The sequence below is a fragment of the Pseudomonas sp. B392_1p genome (genome assembly GCF_052245235.1).
GTDB lineage: Bacteria > Pseudomonadota > Gammaproteobacteria > Pseudomonadales > Pseudomonadaceae > Serpens > Serpens gallinarum.
In genome coordinates this window covers 49,480-71,278 of the sequence record NZ_JBQPXM010000012.1, presented here as the reverse complement: position 1 = coordinate 71,278, position 21,799 = coordinate 49,480, and the positions used below count along the sequence as shown (strand labels likewise).

The following is a 21,799-nucleotide window of genomic DNA, read 5'->3' as shown; positions in this document are numbered from 1 at the left end:
TTGCTGGTCAAAGATCGGAAAAATCGCACTCGCGCCACAGGTTCGGATCCCAGGCGGCAAACGCGAACAATGCGGGCAGGCACTGGGCAAAGCCCTGAAATCCATGGTCGCCGCCCGCCTGGATGCGCAACGCACAGGCCCGGTAGAAGGTTTCGGCCTGACGATAATCGAGGGTTTCGTCGCCCGTTTGCAGCCAGACCTGATAGCGCGCGCCATCACTGGGCGGTGGCACGTCCAGCTCAGCAAGCGCCTGAACATGGTCTTCGGTCAGTTGCCAGGTCTCGCCGCTGTACAGGTTCTGCTGCGGGCCGAGGTAGCCGTCGAACATCGCATGGGGGCGCACTGCCGGGTTGATCAGCAGTGCCTTAAGGCCGTGGCGCTCCGCGAGAAACGTCGCATAGTAGCCGCCCAGCGAGCTGCCGACCAGCAAAGGCCGGCCCAGCTCGGCGATCGCCGCCTCGCATTGGGCGATCGCTTGGCGCGGATGATGGTGCAGCGCCGGCACATGCAACCGCTCACTCGCCCCCAGGCGCGCGCAGGCACGCATCAACTGCTGCGCCTTGCGCGACTCGGGCGAGCTGTTAAAACCGTGCAGATAGAGAATGGAAGGCGGATCGCTGGACATGCGCACTCGACAGGCAGAGAGACTACTAAGGAACGGAAGGCTACAAGCTCAAGGTTGCAGGCTGCAAGTTAGAGCGCATGCGCTGACTTGCGGCGTGCGAATGTCCATACCCTGTTTGCCTTCAATACCCTTCGCAGCTGTAGTCGATTTCGAAATCAATGTCAGCCACGCGCGACACCCCGGTCTCCAGGCGTCCCTCGGCGTACAGCCGCAACCAGCGATAACCGGGCGCTTCCTTGTCGGCCTGGAAATCCTCGCTGCCCGGCATGAACTGCACGCATGTCGAAGGTGTGGCGAGCAGCCGAACGCCGTTGCGCATCTGATCGAATTCCTGGTGTACATGCCCCCAGAGGATGCCGCGCACCTGCGGGTAGCGGTCCGTCACGGCAAAGATCTCCGCGGCATTGCGCAGCCCGATGGGCTCCATCCAGGCACATCCAATGGACACCGGATGGTGGTGCAGACAGATGAGGGAGGGACGCTGCGGCGCTTGCTGCAAGGCATTTTGCAGCAGACGCAATTGATCCTCGGCAAGAAAGCCGTACACATTTCCGGGCACTGCGGTGTTCAAGAGGATGATGCGCCAGCCGCCCACGTCGACCACTGGCTTGAGCCGGTCGGTGCCGGCGCTGAACTGATTCATCGCCAGGTATTCGTCATGATTGCCCGGCAGCCAACGCGCCGGAGCGGGAATGCGCGCGGTCATGTTCAGAAAACGCTGGTAGGACTCGATCGTGCCATCTTGGGACAGATCGCCTGTCGCCAGCATCAAGTCGATACGTGGCTGCTCCGTAAGCAACCGGTCGATAACGCGCTGCAAGCTGTCAGCGGTATTCATACCCAGCAATTTGCTGTCGGCATCGGCAAACAAATGGCTATCGGTTATTTGAACAACCAGTACTGAAGTATCCGGGGAGGAAGCAGGCGGGCTCGGCAACGTCGGGCTCTCCATTCAGGGGCGCGAATTATCTATTTATCCCAGGACGCCGCAAACCCGAAAAACGGACCCAGCTCACATTTGAGACAGCCACCAACCAAAGTCTTAAGAGCATCGGGAACTTTTTCAAAGTACCGATTCGAGCTCATGCCCACAGGCCAGGCCGTGGCTCAGCCATTCGCCGAGAAACAGATTGAGCTGACTCTTCTCGTCAGGCTGGTACATGGCGGCATTGGGATAGGGATAGCGTCCCAGGAAGCGCCGCGCCTGCTGAGCGCCGATCACTTCGGCCATGCGCGCATCGTGGTAGACACGCACCTCCAGCGGCGGCGACGGCAGCCAGGCCAGGTCGTGTTCCTGGCGAACCCGCAGCGTAGTGGTGTATGGGCAGCTCTCCAGCACATCCAGCGCCAGCACACCGAGCAGCCGTTCGCCCTGACTGATTGCAACCCGCCGCCCGGCACAGGAGCCACGCATATCCGGCAACAGGCGCATCAGCCGCGCGTAGTTGGCCTCACAGGTGGCTTGCAGATCGGCCAGATCGACCCGATAGCGCTCGCGCAACAACTTCACCCCCACAGGTTTCGTACCTCGTCGCGATTGAGCGCCAGCCATTGCAAGGCAATGATGCTGGCGGCATTGTCGATATACCCTTTCTTGAGCGCCTGCAGTGCCGCCCCGAAACTCAGCACATGTACACGAATGTCCTCACCCTCCTCGGCCAGGCCATGCACACCCCCAGCAGCACTGCTGTCGCAACGAGCGAGATACAAGTGGACGCGCTCATCCGAGCCGCCCGGCGAGGGGAAATAGTCCGTGATCGGCCACAGAACGCCCAAGGTCAGCCCCGCCTCCTCGACAGCCTCACGCCGCGCAACCTGCTCCGGCGCTTCATCCGTGTCGATCAACCCGGCCACCAACTCCAGCAGCCAGGGATTGTCACGCTTGCCCAGTGCACCAATGCGAAACTGTTCGATCAATACCACTTCGTCGCGCTGCGGATCGTAGGGCAGCACGCAGACCGCATCGTGACGCACAAACAGTTCGCGACTGATCTGCGGCCCCATCTCGCCCGAGAACTGCCGATGACGCAGGTGCAGACGGTCAAGCCGATAAAAGCCTGTGAAGCAGTTCTCGCGACGGACAATATCCACCGCATCCGCGTCGGCCTTGAAAAACTTACTCATCCCCGGATCATCCTATGGTCTTCAAGCTCTGCTGACGATGAGCCAACAGATACCGCTACTGTCAGTGCATCCTAGCGCGCCAATTCATCGCCTGCAGCCACTTTCCGGCAGCGGGTACGCATGCCAATCTAGTCACCATTGGTCGGCAATCCCGCCAGCCTGGTGCCCTATTCCAACTCTTCAAAAGGCCCGACGAACCATGCCAAGCCTCCCAAAATTGCTTGTCCTCGCCAGCCTCGCCCTGCTCAGCGCGTGCCAGTTTTTGCCGTTGGGCAGCGATTCACCTGTCTCTTACCAACGCCATGCCTGGGAGCATCATCAACCCGGCTGCACGGGCAAAAGCTGTCCCTTTGTGAATGTCGATACGTTGTACTTCCCGAGCGAACCCGCCCTCAACCAACTTATTGAGCAGCGCCTGCTGAACATGACCCGCTTCGAGCCCGACGCCCCCATGCCTAGCTCGTTTCCCGACTATGAACGCGACTACTTTCGCGCCGCCCAACCCGATGAAAACACCTATCTACAGGCCAAGCTTCTCGAGCAGCACAACGGACGCATCGTCATCGAGCTGTCCAGCTACCTGTATACCGGCGGTGCCCACGGCATGCCGGGACGCGGTTTCATCAATTATGACCGCCAGCAAAAACGCGAACTTGAACTCAAGGAGCTACTCCTACCTGGCCAGGAGGCCTCGTTCTGGAAGCTGGCTGCCCAGGCGCATCAACGGTGGCTCAAGGAGAAAGGCCACAGCAACGACCCAGAGTTCCTGGATTTCTGGAAATTCGAACGCACCCGCAACATCGCCCTGCTTAAGGACCGGATCCTGCTCAAATACGATGTGTACAGCATTGCGCCCTATGCCAGCGGCCACCCGGAACTGAGCATTTCCAAGCAGCAGCTCGATGGCATTCTGAAGCCGGAATATTTGTAATCGCGGCGAATGCTTCATCAGGCGCACGGCCGACACCCGGCGTGCCTGATGGCGGTGGCCTGAGCGAAAAAATATAAGGGTCAGAAGGCGAACTGGCGCCGTGCCGGCCAAGGGTCTTCAACAACGAAGACGTGCGGCAAAAGAATGGAGCCCATGGGCGGACTTGAACCGCCGACCTCTCCCTTACCAAGGGAGTGCTCTACCGCTGAGCTACATGGGCCTTGGAGCGCGGGCATTCTAAACACACTCTCGAAAAAAATCGAGAGCTAAATGAAGCACTTACAAGAAAACCACGCGTTCTGCGGGGAAGCGGCTTGCATGAGCAAGCACGCTCCGCAGACTTTTTTCTTAGCGGCCCTCACCTACCGCCAACCACTGCCGCCCCTGACCCAGCCCCCACTGCAGGCCGCCGGCCAGCAGCAGCGCCGGCAGGCTGGCGCCAATCTGCGGGGTAAAATGACTGAGCAGGTGGTACAGCACCACGCCGCACGCCCACGCCAGCAATGTATCCCAGCGCAGGCCTGTTGCCGGTGCCGCTTTAGCGCCGCGTCGGCGCAAGATGAAATGATCGACCAGTACCACACCGAACAGCGGGGCAAATACCGAACCGATCAGCAACAGGAAATTCTGGTATTCGGCCAACGGCGCGAAGACGGCGATCAGGGTGCACAGCAGGCCGATCGTCACGGCCAGCCACTCCACTCGCAGCGGCAGCAGGATGCCGATCGACACAGCCGCCGAATGGATATCGGCGAAGGCGTTCTCGGTTTCATCGAGCAAGATCAGCAACAACGGAATACCCAGCCCGGCACCGGCCAGGGCCAGCAGGAGCGCATTGACCTCGCCGCTGTCAGCGAAGGCCAGGGTATAGGCAACGCCCAGGCTCATCAGCCAGACGTTGCCAAAAAAGAAGCCCAGCGTCGTACCGCCGAACACACGTCGCGCGCTTTTGCCAAAACGCGAATAGTCGGCGATCAGTGGCAGCCAGGACAGCGGCATGGCGATAGCGATATCGAACCCCAGGGCAAAGGGCAGCGAGCCATCGCCGCGACGCGCCCAAAGTGCGGCCATATCGGCCTTGCTCAGCAGATTCCAGGTCAGCCACAGGCAGGCGCCCAGCAGCAGCCAGATGCCCCATTTGCGCAGCACGCGGCGCACGAACGTCAGCGGACCGGCCACTGCCAAACAGGTTGCCAGCACGCCGAAACACATCGTCCACAGCAACGGACTGGTCCAGGCACTGTCCGAGCCGAAGGTTTTGCCGGCCAGCAGGCTGGCGGCATCGCGCATGACGATGATCTCGAAGGCGCCCCACCCGACCAGTTGCAGCAGGTTGAGCAGTGCCGGCAACGCCGCACCCCGACTGCCGAGGCTGAGCTTGAGCGCGGCCATGCTCGACAAGCCGGTGTCGCTGCCGATCACCGCCACCGCACCGAGCAGCAACACGCCCACCGCAGTGCCGGCAAGGATGGCCAGCAGCGCACCGGACATGCCGAGTCCCGGCGCCAGCAGAGCGCCGAGCTGCAACACCATCAGCCCGACGCCAAGAGAAAACCACAAAGTAAACAGGTCGCGGGCACCCAATACGCGCTGCGCCTGGGGAACGGCCTGGAAGGGAGAATAATTTGGACGTTGCACGGAAAATCTCGACAGCGATTGAAAGAAAGAGAGCGGCGTGAACCGCTCCCATGGGAGCGATTCACGCGACGGTCGACAGCTCGAATCAAACCTGTTTGTAAATCAACGATCCTTCGTTCTTGAAGCGCTCGGACTGCTCGGCGAAGCCGGCTTCGATAGCCTTCTGTTCGTCGGTGAGACCATGTTCGGCGGCGTATTCACGCACTTCCTGGGTGATCTTCATCGAGCAGAACTTCGGCCCGCACATGGAGCAGAAATGCGCGACCTTGGCCGAGTCTTTCGGCAGGGTTTCATCGTGGAACGCACGCGCGGTGTCCGGGTCCAGGCCCAGGTTGAACTGGTCTTCCCAACGGAATTCGAAGCGTGCCTTGGAGAGCGCGTTGTCGCGAATCTGCGCGCCGGGATGGCCCTTGGCAAGGTCAGCGGCATGGGCGGCGATCTTGTAGGTGATAATCCCGGTCTTCACGTCATCCTTGTTGGGCAGGCCGAGGTGTTCCTTGGGCGTGACGTAGCAGAGCATGGCGCAGCCGAACCAGCCGATCATCGCCGCGCCTATGCCGCTGGTGATGTGGTCGTAGCCCGGCGCGATGTCGGTGGTCAGCGGGCCGAGGGTGTAAAACGGCGCCTCGTCGCAACACTCCAGCTGCTTGTCCATGTTCTCTTTGATCAGGTGCATGGGCACGTGGCCGGGACCTTCGATCATGCACTGCACATCGTGCTTCCAGGCGATCTTGGTCAACTCGCCGAGGGTTTCCAGCTCGCCGAATTGCGCCGCGTCGTTGGCATCGGCAATCGAGCCCGGGCGCAAGCCGTCGCCGAGGCTGAAGGACACGTCGTAGGCCTTCATGATTTCGCAGATGTCGTCGAAGTGCGTATAGAGGAAGTTCTCTTTGTGGTGTGCCAGGCACCACTTGGCCATGATCGAACCGCCACGGGAAACGATGCCGGTCACACGCTTGGCGGTCAGTGGCACATAGCGCAGCAGTACGCCGGCATGGATGGTGAAATAGTCCACACCCTGTTCGGCCTGCTCGATCAGCGTGTCACGGAACAGCTCCCAGGTCAGGTCCTCGGCCACGCCGTTAACCTTTTCCAGCGCCTGGTAGATCGGCACGGTGCCGATCGGCACCGGCGAGTTGCGGATGATCCACTCGCGGGTTTCGTGGATGTGTTTGCCGGTGGACAGGTCCATGACCGTGTCCGAGCCCCAGCGGATGCCCCAGGTCAGCTTGGCGACTTCTTCCTCGATGCTCGATCCCAGCGCCGAGTTGCCGATGTTGCCGTTGATTTTCACCAGGAAGTTGCGGCCGATGATCATCGGCTCCAGCTCCACGTGGTTGATGTTGGCGGGGAGGATCGCCCGGCCGCGAGCGATCTCGGAACGCACGAACTCCGGGGTGATTTCCTTGGGGATCGAGGCGCCAAAGCTCTGTCCGGGATGCTGCTCGTTAAGCAGCCCGGCTTCGCGAGCCTCGGCCAGCTTCATGTTTTCGCGAATGGCGACGAATTCCATTTCCGGCGTGATGATGCCCTGCCGGGCATAGTGCATCTGCGTCACGTTGCGCCCGGACTTGGCACGGCGCGGATTGCGCAGATGGGCAAAGCGCATGGCGCTCAACTCGGCGTCGTTCAGGCGGCGCTGGCCAAACTCGGAGGTCAGTCCCGGCAGCTTCTCGGTGTCACCACGGTCTTCGATCCAGGCGCTGCGCACATCAGCCAAGCCCTTGCGCACGTCGATGCTCACCTCAGGGTCGGTGTAGGGGCCCGAGGTGTCATAGACGGTCACCGGCGCATTCACTTCACCACCGAACGCCGTGGGCGTGATGTCCAGACTGATCTCGCGCATCGGCACGCGAATATCCGGACGCGAGCCCTGCACATAAATTTTTTGCGAACGCGGAAAAGGCTGGATGGACTGTTGGTCGACCTGGGCGGATTCACTGAGAAGTTGTTGTTCTGCACGCATCAGACTGCTCCTGGATAGTTGTCGGAGCGAACCTGAACATACGCTGGGAAAGGAGCTTGGGGGTGCGCCGGACGTGGCGCCGAGAGACTCGCCGCAGAATAGGCGAGCACATCTTGTTCCCTACGCAGGCCTTAACCTGATCAGGTTCAACGGGATCCGGAACTTTCCGATCTCAGCCCATGCTTCTGGGCACCCCGACAAGAACCCGGGCAGTCTAATCAAGCCGGACGGGAAACACCAACTGGCTCGCCCAGGATGGTCCCGCAGACAACCGGATCACCACCTGTACATTGCCGCCTTGACCCGCCCCGAGCACGCTCGTAGCCTTGCTCGATCAAACAAGACAGCCATCAGGAACGATCATGCTGCGCAGACTCACGCTGGCCCTTGCCATTTCTGCCGCCACCCTGGGATGGGTGCACGCTCAGCCGGCCTCGCCGCCGCTGCGCAACGATCTCATGGGCGTCTATCAGGAAGCGGCCGCCAACAACGCCGACCTGGCCGCCGCCCGCGCCCAATACCTGGCCCGCCAGGAACTGGCCCCGCAGGCCCGCGCCGGATTGCTGCCGCAACTCTCGGCCGGCGCATCGATCAACGATATCGACATCGATGTGGATACGAATCTAGGCAATCAGTCATTATCACGCAGTGCCCTGGTCTACCAGGCCAGCCTCAGCCAACCGCTATTTCGCGCCGATCGCTGGTTCCAGCTGCAGGCCGCCAAGGCCATCGGCGAACAGGCCGCGCTGGAGTTTTCCGCCACCGAGCAGAACTTGATCCTGCAAAGCGCCGAAGCGTATTTTTCGGTGCTGCGCGCCCAGGACAATCTGGCCGCCACCAAGGCCGAGGAAGCAGCCTTCAAGCGCCAACTGGATCAAGCCAACGAGCGCTTCGATGTCGGCCTGTCCGACCGCACCGATGTGCTCCAGGCCCAGGCCGGCTACGACTCCTCCCGCGCGGCGCGATTGAGCGCACAACGCTTGGTAGATGACGCCTTCGAGAACCTGGCAACCCTGACCCACCGCGAATACCGCAGCGTGGAAGGCATTCGCCACAGCTTGCCGGTGCTGCCGCCGACTCCTGGCGACGCCAGTAGCTGGGTGGACACCGCCGCACGGCAGAACCTCAACCTGCAGGCCAGTGAATTCGCCCTGCAAGCCGCCGAGGAAACCCTGCGCCAGCGCCGCGCCGGCCACGCCCCGACTCTCGATGCGGTGGCCCAGTATCAGCAAGGCGACAACGATGGCCTGGGCCTCAGCAATGTCACGGATGCGCCTAGCGTCTTTACGCGCTACACCGGCGATGCCTCGCAAAGCAGCATCGGTCTGCAACTGACCATCCCGCTGTTCAGCGGCGGGCTGACCACGGCCCAGTCGCGCGAAGCCTACCAACTGCTGACGCAAACCGAGCAGCAGCGTGAAAGCCTGCGCCGGCAAGTGGTGCAGAACACCCGTAATCTCTTCCGTGCGGTGAATACCGATGTCGAGCAGGTGCAGGCGCGCCGGCAGACGATCATTTCTAGCCAGAGTGCATTGGAAGCCACCGAGATTGGCTATCAGGTCGGCACCCGCAACATCGTCGACGTGCTGGATGCCCAGCGCCTGCTGTATGCCACGGTGCGTGATTACAACAACGCCCGCTACGACTACATCCTCGACAACTTGCGCCTCAAACAGGTCGCCGGCACCCTCAGCCCTGCCGACTTGCAGGCGCTGTCCGCCTACCTCAAACCCGACTACAACCCGGACCGCGACTTCCTGCCGCCGGACCTGGCCAACGCCGCCGAACGCAGCCTGCGCGGGCCGGAGTTTTAATCCCGCCGATCCACCACGGTCTCGCTCCCTGCGGTAGCAAGGGCGATGTTGTAGGGTGGCCTCGCCCGTTGCAGTGTGTGCGGTAGGAACAGCGGAGTTATCCGGGCAGCCCACCCCGAACAAAATTCCGCCTCTGGGTTACTTGGTCGGCTTCAACTCTCCCGCCTACCGCTCCGCCTCGATTGGCGGAGCCTGTCCAGTTACACCATCAAGCGATCCAACCCATTCAGCAATCGCCGCAGTGCGCCCTGGTTGGCGGCGAGCACTGCCAACCCGGCGTCGTGCATGCGACGCGCATCTTCTGGCTGCTCCCAGAGCAGCGCAAGCTGCCCGGCCAACGCGGCGGCATCGGTCACTTCGCACAATGCCCCCGCGTCGCGCAACTGGGCGGCAATCTCCAGGAAATTGAACAGATGCGGGCCACTGAGCACGGGCTTGCCCAGCGCCGCCGGCTCCAGCAGGTTGTGCCCGCCGTTGGGCACCAGGCTGCCGCCGACGAAGGCGCTGTCGCCCAGGGCATAGAGAAACAATAATTCGCCCATGGTGTCGCCAAGCAACACTTGATGCTCCGCCGTCACCGGCTCGTCCGTCGTGCGGCGGCAGGTGGTAAAGCTCTGCTGGCGGCACAGCTCGAACACGGCGTTGAAGCGCTCGGGATGACGCGGCACCAGGATCAGCAGTGCATCGGGATGCGTGCCCAGCAACTGCCGGTGCGCGTCGAGGACGATCTCATCCTCGCCGGCATGGGTGCTGGCGGCTATCCACACCGGACGCTCGCTTGCCTCCCACTGTTCGCGCAAGGCTGCAGCGCGGCGTGGTAATTCCGGGTCGATGGTCAAATCGAACTTGATGGAGCCGGTCACTGCCACGCACTCCGGACGCGCACCCAACTGGCGAAAGCGCTCGGCTTCGGCCTCAGTCTGCACCGCGATCCAGCTGAGTTCGGCCAGCATCGGCCCGGTCAGCTTGGCGAACCGTGCATAACCGCGCGCCGAGCGCTCGGACAAGCGAGCATTGGCCAGCACCACGGGAATACCCCGCGTGGCGCACTGATGGATATGGTTGGGCCACAGCTCGGTTTCCATCACCACCGCCAGCTGCGGCTGCGTACGGTTGAGAAAACGCGCCGCTGCCCAAGGCAGGTCGTAAGGCAAGTAGCAGTGCTGCACACGGCCGTCGCTGATCTCGGCGCTGAACATCGTCTGGATGCGCTCTGAGCCGGTGGGCGTCATGCAGGTCACGGTGATCGGTAGTTCCGGATGACGCGCCATCAATGCACGAATCATCGGCGCGGCGGCGATGCTCTCGCCCACCGACACCGCATGTACCCAGATGCCGCCGGGCTTGAGCGGCGGCAGACCAAGGGCAAAGCGTTCGCCAATGCGCCGCGCATAGGCCGGCGCCTTCCAGGCACGCCACAACAGACGCAGGCCCACCAGTGGCAGGCCCAGATGAAACAGCAGGGAATATAGGAATCGATTCATGGCGGCGGAGTTTACAGATTGTTGTCGTCTTGCTGTATTGCCGTATCGCTGGATTGAGCGGAGCGAATTTTTTGGCACACGCGCAGCCGATGTCGTAGCTGCGTAAGACCGACCGTGTCGCTTGCCACCGGGCTTTTTGATCATCATCCGGCGGCTGACGCCGGCGGGTTATACTGCGCGTCTGTTTTTTCAGTGAGCCTTCGCGTCATGTCCCAAGCCCTGAGCACCGATGTTCTCATTCTCGGCGGCGGCGTCGCCGGCCTGTGGCTCAATGCCCGCCTGCGCAACGCCGGTTACGCCACTGTGCTGGTTGAAAACGACCGGCTCGGCGGCGGGCAGAGCGTGAAATCCCAGGGCATCATTCATGGCGGCGCCAAATACGCCCTGCATGGCGCGCTGACCGGCTCGTCCGAAGCCATCGCCGAGATGCCCACCCGCTGGCGTGAGGCACTGGCAGGCCGCGGTGAACTGGACCTGTCGGGCGTGCGGCTGCTGTCCGATGCCCATTACCTGTGGTCACCCGGTACCTTGGCCGGCAACCTGACCAGTTTTTTCGCCAGCAAGGCGATGCGTGGCCGGGTCGATGCGGTCAAGGGCGAGCAATTGCCTCCGGCGCTGCAACATCCGAAGTTTAAGGGCAAGGTCTACCGCTTGGCCGAGCTGGTGCTCGATGTGCCCAGCCTGATCACCCGCCTCGCCGCACTGGCCGGCGACGGCCTGTTGGCCGGCGAAACCCTTGAGCCGCTTTATGAGGCCGATGAGCTGGTCGGCGTGCGCGTCGATGGTCGCGAGATCCGCGCCCAGCGCATCGTGCTCAGTGCCGGCCAGGGCAACGCCGAATTGCTCAGAGCCTTCGGCCAGAGCCAACCGACTCAACAACTGCGCCCGCTGCACATGGTGATCGCCAAGGGCCCGGCACTGAAGCCGTTGTATGCCCATTGCCTGGGCGGTGGGCCCAAGCCGCGCGTGACCATCACCACTCATCCGGCCGCCGATGGCCAATGGGTCTGGTATCTGGGCGGCGACTTGGCCGAAGCCGATGGCGTGGCCCGCGATGAAGCGGCGCAGATTTGCGCCGCACAGGAGGAAGTCGCCGCGCTGCTGCCCTGGGTCGACCAGAGCCAAACACGCTGGGCAACCTTGCGCGTCTCGCGCGCCGAACCGGCGCAGTCTGGCCTGGTGCGTCCGGACAATGCCTTTCTCACGGACCAGGGCCGCCTGCTGGTTGGCTGGCCGACCAAGCTGGCGCTGGCGCCAGACTTCGCCGACCGGGTATTCGCCGCCCTTGCGCGCGACGGCATCCAGCCAAGCCAACACCCCGCCCTGCCCTTATTGCCGCGCCCGGCCGTGGCCAAACCGGTTTGGGAGGAGCTCCTGCCATGATCAAGACCTTGCACGACTTGCATCGCCCTCTGGGCAGCACCGGCCTGACGGTCTCACCGCTCGGCTTGGGCACCGTCAAGTTCGGGCGCGACCAAGGGGTGAAATACCCCAACGGTTTTCGCATCCCCGACGACTTCGAGGCGCGCCAACTGCTTAACCAGGCGCGTGAACTGGGCATTAACCTGATCGACACCGCACCGGCTTACGGCACCAGCGAAGAACGCCTCGGCCCGTTGCTACGCGGACAACGCAACGACTGGGTAATCGTCAGCAAGGTGGGCGAGGAGTTCGAGAACGGCCAGTCGCGCCATGACTTCTCTTCTGCGCATACACGCTTCTCGGTGGAACGCAGCCTCAAGCGCCTGGAAACCGACCGGATCGACCTGGTGCTGGTGCATTCCGATGGCAATGATCTGGCCATCCTGCGCGAGACCGGCATCTACGAAACCCTGGCCGCACTCAAGGAAGAAGGAAAGATCGGCGCCTACGGCTTGTCCGGCAAGACCGTCGAGGGTGGCTTACTTGCGCTCGAACAAGGCGACTGCGCGATGGTCACCTACAACCTCAATGAGCAGGCCGAAAAACCGGTGCTCGACTACGCTGCCAGACACACCAAAGGCATTCTGATCAAGAAAGCCCTGGCCAGCGGCCATGTGTGCCTGGCATCGGGCATTGACCCGGTGCGTGCCAGCTTCGAGCTGCTGTTCAGTCATCCTGGCGTGTGCAGCGCGATCGTCGGCACCATCAACCCTGTCCACCTGGCCCACAACGTCGCGATGGCTGCGACCGTTATCCGTCAACTCCGCTAGGTCGCTGAACGGCCTGCGCACTCCAGGAAGGAGAAGGCCTATGCCGCAAACACTGCTCGAAAAGCTACCCAGCGACTTCAAAACCTTGCCCCTGCATGTAGAGGCCAACCCAGACACGCTGAGTTACCAAAGCCTGGGCGAGCCGCTGAACTTCAGCCAGATGCTGGCGCGCCGCCGCCCAGTGGAAATCACCGATCCACAGCGGTTTTCCGTGCGACTGGCCAATCTCGGCGTTTCGGTGCGCCTGACGCTGGAGTGGCAAGGGCGCGATTACTGGCTGCTGGTTCGCCAGCAGCGCCAGGATCGCGGCGACGTGGTACTCAAATTGATTTCCGGCTACGTGCCGGCTCAGGAACTCGGCCTGCCGTTGCTCACCGCCGTTCAGGAAGTGGCCGAGGAATGCCTAATTGAGCATGCCGACGGTTGGCTCGCAGGACGCTTCGCTGATATCTGGCTGCCCACGCCCTACCAGGCGGCCCTACGCTACCGGCAAGCCAGCCATTTCCGGCTGACCTCCAACATCGGCGCGCCCTACCCAATCCACTATGGCGCTCTGCGCCTGACCGAGCGCCCCCATGCGTACGTACATACGCCCACCGCTTCGTTGCAACTGGTCTACGACTTGCGCCTGGAATTACCGGCCGAGTGCCAGAAACCGAGCTTTCTTCACGTCGATGAATGCCTGGAAGATGGTCACTTGGTGGCTCGGCTCAACCGCGAGCAGCCCGACCTGTTCCTGATGCCGGTGCAGCAGAACCGCGCCGAGGGCGAACTGTATACCTTGCGCCATGGCCGGCTGCAGCCGGCCGACACCCAAGATATATGGCTGGCTGAAAGCTTCGCCCCGCGTGAAGGCTGGCTGGTGCGTGAGGAGCGTATTGCCTGGGGGGATTGGTTGGCGAATGGGGGAACAGCTTAGCGGGTAAGGTTATGCGCCTCCCCGCTAGTTACCAACTTCGCGGGAAGACGACTCCATCACTTCTGGCGAATCTTCTCAACAATCGCCGTTGTCGAGCTGTTGGCCACTAACCCCAACACACGCACCTCACCGCCGTAGGTCTTGACGATTTCCGCCCCGACTACGCCTTCAATGCCATAGTCGCCGCCCTTGACCAATACATCCGGCTTAAGCTCCGCAAGCAGGCGTTCAGGGGTGTCTTCGGCGAAGCTGATCACCCAGTCCACCGCGCCGAGACCGGCCAGCACCGCCATGCGCCGATCCACCGTATTGATCGGTCTGCCTGGACCTTTCAAACGGGTGACCGAAGCATCATCGTTGACCGCGACAATCAAGCGGTCGCCTTGCGCGCGGGCCTGCTCCAGATAGGTCACGTGGCCCGCATGCAGGATGTCGAAGCAGCCATTGGTAAAGACGATCTTCTCGCCTTGGGCGCGAGCATCGTCGATTGCCAGTTGCAGTTGCTCCAGCCCCAGCACGCCGCGCTCGGAACCCGCCTCACGCTGAATGGCGCGGCGCAGCTCCGGCGCGCTGATCGCCGCCGTACCGAGCTTGCCGACCACGATCCCCGCAGCCAGATTGGCCAGCCCCACCGCCTGAGGCAATTCTTCACCCGCCGCCAACGCAGCGGCCAGGGTGGAGATCACCGTGTCGCCCGCACCAGTAACATCAAACACCTCGCGTGCCCGGGCCGGAAGATGCAAAGCAGGATGCCCGGAGCGCAACAATGTCATGCCGTGCTCGCCACGGGTGACCAGCAGCGCACCCAAATCCAACTCAGTCATCAGCTGCGCACCCTTGCTGACCAGCTCGGCCTCACCGACACACCGGCCGACAATGGCCTCGAACTCGGCAAAGTTTGGGGTAATCAAGCTAGCGCCGCGATAAATGGAAAAATCCTTGCCCTTGGGATCCGCCAGCACAGGAATCGCGCGCGCGCGCGCGGCCTGGATCAGCGTCTGGTGGTTTTGCAACGCCCCCTTGCCGTAGTCCGAGAGTATCAACACCTTGACCCCGGCCAGCAATTGCTCGACCTGCGCGGCCAAGGCGGCAGTGTCCGTGGCAAAAGGCTCTTCAAAATCCATGCGCAGCAGTTGCTGGCTGCGGCTCATTACGCGCAGCTTGACGATGGTCGGCTGCGTATCAATTTGTTGGAAATGAGTTTCGACCCCCGCCGCTATCAGGCTCTGACCGAGGCTTTGCGCGGCCTCATCCGCGCCAGTGACGCCAACCAGCAGCACGGGCGCACCCAGGGCGGCGATGTTCAGTGCCACGTTGGCCGCACCGCCGGGACGATCTTCTCTATGCTCGACCTTCACCACCGGCACTGGCGCCTCGGGAGAAATACGCGAGGTGCCACCATGCCAGTAACGGTCGAGCATGACATCACCGACCACCAGTACGGGGGCCTGGTCGAAACGGGGCATGGACAGCTGCATGAAAACTCCGGAAGGCGCTGAAAAATGCCGCGAATTCTAACACAGCACGTAGAGAGCCTTGGTCGTTATGCGCACGCCTATTACTATTCCTGGACTCCCGACTCGTCTTGGAACTGGTGGGAATGCAGCCGCGCATAATAACCGTTCTGAGCTAATAGCTCGGCATGGCTGCCGCGCTCGACAATTCGTCCCTGATCCATGACCAGGATCAGATCGGCTTTCTCGATGGTCGACAATCGATGCGCAATCACTAAGGTGGTTCGTCCGCTCATGACCTTATCCAGCGCCGCCTGGATATGCCGCTCGGATTCGGTATCCAGCGCCGAGGTCGCCTCGTCCAGAATCAGGACCGGAGCATTTTTCAGCAGCGCGCGGGCTATCGCCAAACGCTGACGCTGACCGCCTGAGAGCAAGACACCGTTTTCTCCCACCTGGGTGTCAAAGCCCTGCGGTAACTGGTCAATGAATTCCTTGGCATAAGCCGCTTCCGCCGCCGCCTCGATCTGTTCACGTGGCGCTCCAGCGAGATCGCCATAGGCGATGTTCTCGGCCACCGAACCGTTGAACAGTGTCACCTGCTGGGTAACCAGAGCGATATGCCGGCGCAGGTTGCGCAGCTTGTAGTCTTCGATCGGCACTTCGTCGAGCAGGATCTGACCATCCTCATGCTGGTAAAAGCGTGGAATCAGGTTGGCCAGCGTCGACTTGCCGCTGCCGGAGCGCCCCACCAATGCAACCATCTGCCCAGGCTCGGCAATGAAATTGATATCGCTGAGCACAGGTTTTTCGCTGCCCGCATAGCGGAAATTGAGATGGCGCACTTCAAGCTGCCCCACCACCCGATCACGCTCAATGCTGCCCAGGTCGGGCTCGGGCAACTCGTCGAGCTGCTCGAAAATACTTTCAGCTCCGGCCAAGCCTTTCTGGATCGTCGAGCTCACTTCCGAAAGCTGGCGAATCGGCTTGGGCAGGAGGCCGGCCGCAGTGATATAGGCAACCAGATCGCCAGCCGTCGCATCGCCGCGCAACAACAGAACAAGGAACAGCAACACCGACATGCCGGTGTATGTCACCAACTGCAAGGACGGGGTGTAGATCGCATTGGTGCGCGTCATTCGCAACTGACGCTGCGTGTTGTTGACACTGGCGTCCACGAAGCGTTGGGTTTCGTAAGTCTCACCACCGAAGCTGCGTACTACCCGGTAGCCTTGGATAGTCTCCGAGGCCACATGAGTAACATCGCCCATGGCCACCTGAATGCGCTTGCTCTGCTTGCGAAATTTCTTACCAGCAGTTCCGACGATCAAAGCAATTACCGGCAGAATGGCCAGCATTACCAAAGTCAGCTTCCAGTTCATCCATAACAGATAGGAGAACAGGAAAATCACCGTCAGCCCTTCGCGAATGATGATTTTAATCGCCTCGGTTGCCGCCCCGGTGACCATCGTCACGTTGTAGGTGATCCGCGAGATCAGGTGCCCGGAGTTGTGTTCGTCAAAGTAGCGGTTGGGCAAGTTCAAAAGACTGCCGAACAATGCCACACGAAGATCGTGGACCAGCCCCAAGGAGACCTTGGCCAGAAAATAGCTGCCAAGGAACGAGCCGATCCCCTGCCAAGCCGCGATCGCCACGATCAGCAGCGGCACCATCTGCAGCAATTTGACGTCCTGCAGGAAGGCGACGTCCGGGAACATCGCCGCCTCAGGGTTACCCAGCCCATCGACGAAATACTTGAGGATCCCTGCCAGCATCGGTTGGCTGGACGCGAAGATAATGTAGCCGAGGATGCTCAACGCGAAATAGCCGATGTAGGGCTTCACGTAGCTGAGCAGGCGGAGGTAGATTTTCAAGCTGGAGGCGCTTTCGGCGCGATGGTCAGTCATGGTCATGCGGCTTGAGTCTCGGACGGCAGGCGGCGGATTTAGCATGTAGACCTAGACCGCCCATAATTAAATGCACTCACTTAGCAAAGCCAGAATAGACCAAGTGCTTTTAGAAAGCCCAACTCTCAAAAGCTCGACAAACATAACCCCCCCCTTTTCACATAATAACTTTCTATAAAGCCATTTTTTAACTCTAAGACTGCCATAAAAACTGGAAACCAAAAATAAATCCACAACGGCTGCGGCGAAATAAAAACCCCATTAGTTGTTGTAAGCAAACTGCCCCACCCAATTAATGAAACACACATCCAGCGCGATCTCGCTCGGAAGGCATAAAAAAAGAAAAGACACATAAAAAATAAAAAAGCCCCTCCACCCAACAATCCAGCCTGATAAAAAACACTTAAAAACCCACTATGGGCATGATGAAACTCACCCAAAAAAAAGTAATTATCTTTCCCGCACCCTATCAAAACACTACATTCATTTATTAGACGCGTCGCTGCATCAAACCAAATTTCAGGTCTATAGCTTAGGGCGCGCTGCGACAGCAGAGCGTCAACCCCTAACAAATATAAAGAAAAAACCACCCCTATCCCCAAGGCAAAACCTTGCCAAATTATCCTTTTAAACCATATATACCCAATATAAAAAAGAATAAAACCCAACAAGGTAGAGCGAGACTGAAAAACTGAAACACATAACAAAACAAGAGAGCAAAAACATAGGAATCCCGCAAAAAATAAGAACCGAGAAGATGTCGAAAACCAATCATCGAGGGTAAAAAACCAAAGATACACCAATGAGAAAACTATTATAATCGAGAGATAAACAGGGTTAACGGCAACACCAAAGAGTTGCTGATAACGGACCACCACTCCACTTTCAAACCAGATAAAAGCCCAATCAACCACTATGTAAAAGAAAACACCCAAAACAATCAAAGAGAAAAGAGCAATAGCTTTTTTAACCAAAGCCTCCCGCCCCGCAAAATATATACAAAGAACAAAATACGAAAACAAATAAAGGATAACTTTCAAATCATGAGCTTCCGAAGCAGTCAAGACTGCAACAAACAACAAAGGAACTAAAACCCATAAAAACGAAGACAACAAAGACCAGCCTAATAACGGCCTCAAAAAAAACCAAACCAGAATAGGACACGCTAACCCAGCATAAAAAATATTATTGACCGTCTTCGTAGAAACAGGAAGTAAAAATGACACAAAAAAAATCAACAGCATCGCCAAAAAATAGTATTTCTGTGTCCAGTTCAAGATTGATTTCATAAGGAAGGAAAAGCCTTTATAAGTCCTGACTGAAGGTCAGCTAAGTTTGGCCTAGTGTAGTTGCCCACTAAATCAGCGGGATCGCTCGAAGCTAGGCTCAGTAAAGACTCCTTGACCAATGGTTCAGGCTCAGCCATACCGAACGCAGAATAATAATCAACAAATTTGAAATCAGAAATAAGCCCATCTGAAAGGCGCAAGCGCCTGTTAGGCACTGAGAAAGCATCAGAAATTATCAGACCATGCATACTCGAAGAGAGAATAAAATCACATGACTGTATCGCTCGCAAAACTTCCTCAACAGGCCAGAAGACATTTATAAAAAACACTCCTGGAAGCTTTGTAGCAGCCTCTACAAAAGAATTTTTTTGATCAACATAATGCGGAATCACGCCAACTCGATATCGCTTTTCCGGTTTAGGCTTACCCTCCCACCAATAATTAGCTAATAATCCAGGATCACCAAAAACAGGACTTTGATTCAAGTCAGAAATTTGCTCGAAGCTTTTTAGCCCACGCACTGCATGATAATGGTGCCGCCCTGAAAACTTCAAGTCGGGAGCATCGGTTCCAGCCCCCCATATATGCAAGCGCCGAGGTAAGAAGAAGCGCTTAGCCTTTCGTTCACGCGGAAGAATTGAGCCTATAGCCATCATCTCAGCGCTATGAATAGGCGCATAAACAACGGTTTTTGTCGATAGCATTTCCACTATTAAAGGTGAAAGATAATCGCCAAAGTTGCGCTGCTGTTCATCCCTTTCGCCTTTCCCCCGGCACCAATAAAGTTTGATTGCCATTACTACACCTTTAATCCATAAAAAAGATTAGCCAATGTCTTCTGCCAGAAGCTTACACCCGGCCAAGGCCGCATAGGTTTTTCAATAGCACGAGCAAGATCATGACCTACATTAGAAAATTTAAATCTCTTTTCAGCTAGAGCCTGCCCAGCACTAGCAATACGCTCAGCCAATAAATTATCGACCTTAAGCATATTAATTTTCTCTAACGCCTCAGGGACCGAACGGTACAGCATCACATTCTCTTCATCTACAAAACCTAGCGCAGAGTCCTCATCAGCTCCCTGACTCCAAGCGAGCAATACACACCCACATGCCATTGCTTCAAAATTCTTAATCATATACTCTCCCATACCGATATCCGCGCTTACAAATATTCGGACACGATTCAGCATGTTTGAGTACTCTTCACCAGAATTGGTGCGCGTAATTAGAAGGTTAGATTCATCACTGATTTGACGCAAGATCTCGCTGCGTTTCTCATAGGCCTTATTCTTAAGGCTACCAATAAAGGCCAATTCAATATCTCTCGGAACTCGCATGTTTTTCAGTAACTTTTCATCATACCCTTTAGAAACAAATACCGCATCAACCCCCTCTTGGCGCAAACGATTCGCTACGCTATTCCCTGAAGACAATATACGAACCCACGGCAAGTTCTTATAGAACTCGGAGTACTTTCCATAATACTTGCTGAATGACATGTAATTCTGACAGGCATCATGCTCAAGAAAAATAAGACCGGGTATACAGCGCAACACAGGGAGCTGTTTCTTTAAGCGTTTCAATCTAGAAAATATAACAACCCGATCATAATCTTGATAACTTAACCGGCTCAATGTCTTACCCAAAGATAACTGCTCGCTTTTACTTAACAGAAAAACATCGCATGCAGCCAGATTGAGACAAACCTCCTTGAATAAATTATCAAGAATCGCTCGCTGCTCTCCCATTGCCAAAATAAGTACTTTCATTTACCGAAACCTTGCAGTCAGCAGCCAAAAACAAAAAAACCAGGCCTTAAAATAATATCAAACTTTTTGCAGGCCAACTTTTCCACACCCGGCACCACTTTACTTCAGCGACTCTTGAGAGCTCAAGCTATTATAATCTACTAATTTCGAAAAATTGTAGATCGATACTTCCTGATCATCTTGCACCGCCTTAATATCATATCCACCAGGTAGCAGCGAAGTTTTAACCTTAATCCAATCCGTAAAAAACCTCATAAAATTAAAAGCGCTTAACCTTTTCTTTTCCACAACATGCTCCATATCTACCGAATTCAGCAGAAGGAAGGGAACATCGTAATTTTCTCTATATTCGGCCCCATGCTTGAAACGATAACCATGAGAGCTTTCTTTAGTGGCCGTCATGCCATGATCTGAGAAATAGAGTAAAGAAAAGCTTTTACCGCTCTTCTGTAAAATACTATAAGCCTCTGCGATGAAGGAGTCCGTTTTTTCAATGGAAGCCAAATAGCAATTGAAACGTTCGCCGTAAGGAGTATCGAAATTTACCACATAGTCATGCAGTCGCTGACATTCATGCGGGTGTGAGCCCATCATATGTAGGAATATAACTTTCCGACCACCATTTCGTCCAAGAACTGACTTTAGCTTTTCCAGCAATATCAGGTCATCAATATTTTCGGAATTATATTCACCTTTTTTAAGATATATCTGATGACTACTTCGTGATGCGATTATGGAAACACCAGTATCCTTACTCCCAAGAAAACCCTGATTAGAGATCCAATATGTTTCCAGACCCGCTGCATTTGCCAAGGTAACAGCGTTGTGTGCCGGATCGATGCTCAGACCATTATCGTGACTCAGAGAAAGGGCTCTGGGCAAAGAAGCCCACGTATTGGAAGACGCACTAACATAACCATCAACGAAATAGCCAGGCACACTATTTAGAAACGGAGTAGTTTGGTGCGGATAACCATACACAGACATATAGTCTTTTCTTACGCTTTCACCAATAATTACAACATACAGATCAGACCTCTCTCCCTGCAACGCTGTTACATGCCATTCTGGCTCTACACTCATGGCTGCAGCCAGCACCTCCTTTGCCTCGTAATATTCAGAGAAATTTTCAACTGCATACTTATAAAACTTGAACACAGCACTGTGAAAAAACAACCCAACAAAAACAAATAGGAATAATTTATTTTTACTCATATTGAAAAGTTGCTGTGATCGCAGCTTAAACCAAACCAACGCAGCAGCAATCAGCATTAGCGCAAGGATGTAACAGTATGCAGGTATGGTCAGAATAAACTCCTGCGCCTCCAATGGATTGGTCTCCATTAATGACGCCAGAACCCCAACATTAAGCTTTCCATATGTGATGCCGGCTGGCAAGTAGGCCACTATCGGGAAAATTAGAACTAATAGAACTCCTGGGAAATAGGAAATTCTTTTCGCGAACTCGAGCATAATAAGCATTGTTAGGATCTGCTCGAGCCCAACGCCAAAGCCTACTGCCATAGGTATAATTACAGCCAACCCCATGGTCGCTATAAGAGAGCCCCATGCTCGTATGGGGGATTGGCGAAGCGAATCAAAAAAAGTTAATTGTTGACTCGACGATGCAGATAGATCCGTCTTCATCGGCTATTAGATTCCAAGAACGGTAATAAGAAACAACG

The 21,799-nt window shown here is 57.3% G+C and carries 18 protein-coding genes, 1 tRNA gene and 1 riboswitch; of the genes, 5 read left to right on the top strand and 14 right to left on the bottom strand.

Annotation, left to right across the window (positions count from 1 at the left end):
* Positions 1-7: 7 nt before the first annotated feature.
* From ACTV8E_RS16520 to ACTV8E_RS16505, 4 genes are all read right to left on the bottom strand, one after another.
* A complete protein-coding gene (locus tag ACTV8E_RS16520) occupies positions 8-625 on the bottom strand; it encodes a YqiA/YcfP family alpha/beta fold hydrolase (RefSeq protein ID WP_251837433.1) in 618 nt (205 codons plus the stop codon).
* A gap of 121 nt (positions 626-746) precedes the next feature.
* Positions 747-1,562, bottom strand: a complete 816-nt coding sequence (gene cpdA / locus ACTV8E_RS16515) for a 3',5'-cyclic-AMP phosphodiesterase (RefSeq protein WP_443200219.1) — start codon at positions 1,560-1,562, stop codon at positions 747-749.
* Positions 1,563-1,688: 126 nt separating this feature from the next.
* Positions 1,689-2,141: a DUF1249 domain-containing protein gene (locus ACTV8E_RS16510; RefSeq protein WP_251837431.1), complete on the bottom strand. Its 453-nt coding sequence runs from the start codon at positions 2,139-2,141 to the stop codon at positions 1,689-1,691.
* A complete protein-coding gene (locus ACTV8E_RS16505) occupies positions 2,132-2,749 on the bottom strand; it encodes an NUDIX domain-containing protein (protein ID WP_443200218.1) in 618 nt (205 codons plus the stop codon). Before ACTV8E_RS16505 ends, ACTV8E_RS16510 begins: the two co-directional genes overlap by 10 nt.
* Before the next feature lie 199 nt (positions 2,750-2,948).
* On the opposite strand from ACTV8E_RS16505, the gene ACTV8E_RS16500 reads away from it, so the two are divergent.
* Positions 2,949-3,680, top strand: coding sequence for an RsiV family protein (locus ACTV8E_RS16500; protein ID WP_443200217.1), 732 nt, complete (start codon positions 2,949-2,951; stop codon positions 3,678-3,680).
* Positions 3,681-3,825: 145 nt separating this feature from the next.
* Here ACTV8E_RS16500 and ACTV8E_RS16495 read toward each other — a convergent pair.
* The 3 genes from ACTV8E_RS16495 to thiC form a co-directional block, all read right to left on the bottom strand.
* Positions 3,826-3,900 (bottom strand) — tRNA-Thr (locus ACTV8E_RS16495).
* 128 nt (positions 3,901-4,028) lie between these two features.
* Positions 4,029-5,318, bottom strand: coding sequence for a putative hydroxymethylpyrimidine transporter CytX (gene cytX / locus ACTV8E_RS16490; protein ID WP_443200216.1), 1,290 nt, complete (start codon positions 5,316-5,318; stop codon positions 4,029-4,031).
* An 85-nt stretch (positions 5,319-5,403) separates the two neighbouring features.
* Positions 5,404-7,284, bottom strand: coding sequence for a phosphomethylpyrimidine synthase ThiC (thiC, locus tag ACTV8E_RS16485; RefSeq protein WP_251837427.1), 1,881 nt, complete (start codon positions 7,282-7,284; stop codon positions 5,404-5,406).
* A 100-nt stretch (positions 7,285-7,384) separates the two neighbouring features.
* Positions 7,385-7,491, bottom strand: a riboswitch (TPP riboswitch).
* A 155-nt stretch (positions 7,492-7,646) separates the two neighbouring features.
* Here thiC and ACTV8E_RS16480 point away from each other — a divergent pair.
* On the top strand, positions 7,647-9,098 hold the full coding sequence (locus tag ACTV8E_RS16480) for a TolC family outer membrane protein (protein ID WP_443200215.1): 1,452 nt from the start codon (positions 7,647-7,649) through the stop codon (positions 9,096-9,098).
* 200 nt (positions 9,099-9,298) lie between these two features.
* Here ACTV8E_RS16480 and waaA read toward each other — a convergent pair whose 3' ends face one another.
* Positions 9,299-10,582, bottom strand: coding sequence for a lipid IV(A) 3-deoxy-D-manno-octulosonic acid transferase (gene waaA, locus ACTV8E_RS16475; protein ID WP_443200214.1), 1,284 nt, complete (start codon positions 10,580-10,582; stop codon positions 9,299-9,301).
* Between the two features lie 207 nt (positions 10,583-10,789).
* Here waaA and ACTV8E_RS16470 point away from each other — a divergent pair, with 207 nt between their 5' ends.
* Genes ACTV8E_RS16470 through ACTV8E_RS16460 form a run of 3 tightly spaced genes read left to right on the top strand, consistent with a single transcriptional unit; the run spans position 10,790 to position 13,693 of the window.
* Complete coding sequence (locus tag ACTV8E_RS16470; protein ID WP_443200213.1) at positions 10,790-11,965, top strand: FAD-dependent oxidoreductase; 1,176 nt, start codon at positions 10,790-10,792, stop codon at positions 11,963-11,965.
* Positions 11,962-12,774 carry an aldo/keto reductase gene (locus tag ACTV8E_RS16465; protein ID WP_251837423.1) on the top strand — a complete coding sequence of 271 codons (813 nt, stop codon included), beginning with the start codon at positions 11,962-11,964 and terminating at the stop codon, positions 12,772-12,774. The genes ACTV8E_RS16470 and ACTV8E_RS16465 overlap by 4 nt, the downstream gene beginning before the upstream one ends.
* A 40-nt stretch (positions 12,775-12,814) precedes the next feature.
* The gene (locus ACTV8E_RS16460; RefSeq protein WP_443200212.1) at positions 12,815-13,693 is read left to right on the top strand and encodes a metal ABC transporter ATPase; all 879 of its coding nucleotides are present in this window, start codon (positions 12,815-12,817) and stop codon (positions 13,691-13,693) included.
* A gap of 56 nt (positions 13,694-13,749) precedes the next feature.
* Here the strand turns inward: ACTV8E_RS16460 and hldE are convergent, their stop codons facing one another.
* The 6 genes from hldE to ACTV8E_RS16430 form a co-directional block, all read right to left on the bottom strand.
* Complete coding sequence (gene hldE, locus ACTV8E_RS16455) at positions 13,750-15,171, bottom strand: bifunctional D-glycero-beta-D-manno-heptose-7-phosphate kinase/D-glycero-beta-D-manno-heptose 1-phosphate adenylyltransferase HldE (protein WP_443200211.1); 1,422 nt, start codon at positions 15,169-15,171, stop codon at positions 13,750-13,752.
* Between the two features lie 83 nt (positions 15,172-15,254).
* Positions 15,255-17,054, bottom strand: coding sequence for a lipid A export permease/ATP-binding protein MsbA (gene msbA, locus ACTV8E_RS16450; RefSeq protein ID WP_443200252.1), 1,800 nt, complete (start codon positions 17,052-17,054; stop codon positions 15,255-15,257).
* Between the two features lie 125 nt (positions 17,055-17,179).
* Positions 17,180-18,331, bottom strand: coding sequence for a hypothetical protein (locus ACTV8E_RS16445; RefSeq protein WP_443200210.1), 1,152 nt, complete (start codon positions 18,329-18,331; stop codon positions 17,180-17,182).
* Positions 18,332-18,339: 8 nt separating this feature from the next.
* Positions 18,340-19,140, bottom strand: a complete 801-nt coding sequence (locus tag ACTV8E_RS16440; RefSeq protein ID WP_443200209.1) for a polysaccharide pyruvyl transferase family protein — start codon at positions 19,138-19,140, stop codon at positions 18,340-18,342.
* Between the two features lie 2 nt (positions 19,141-19,142).
* Entirely contained in the window at positions 19,143-20,114 is a 972-nt protein-coding gene (locus tag ACTV8E_RS16435; protein ID WP_443200208.1) for a glycosyltransferase family protein, read from the bottom strand.
* Positions 20,115-20,213: 99 nt separating this feature from the next.
* Positions 20,214-21,761 carry a phosphoethanolamine transferase gene (locus ACTV8E_RS16430; RefSeq protein WP_443200207.1) on the bottom strand — a complete coding sequence of 516 codons (1,548 nt, stop codon included), beginning with the start codon at positions 21,759-21,761 and terminating at the stop codon, positions 20,214-20,216.
* Positions 21,762-21,799: the final 38 nt, after the last annotated feature.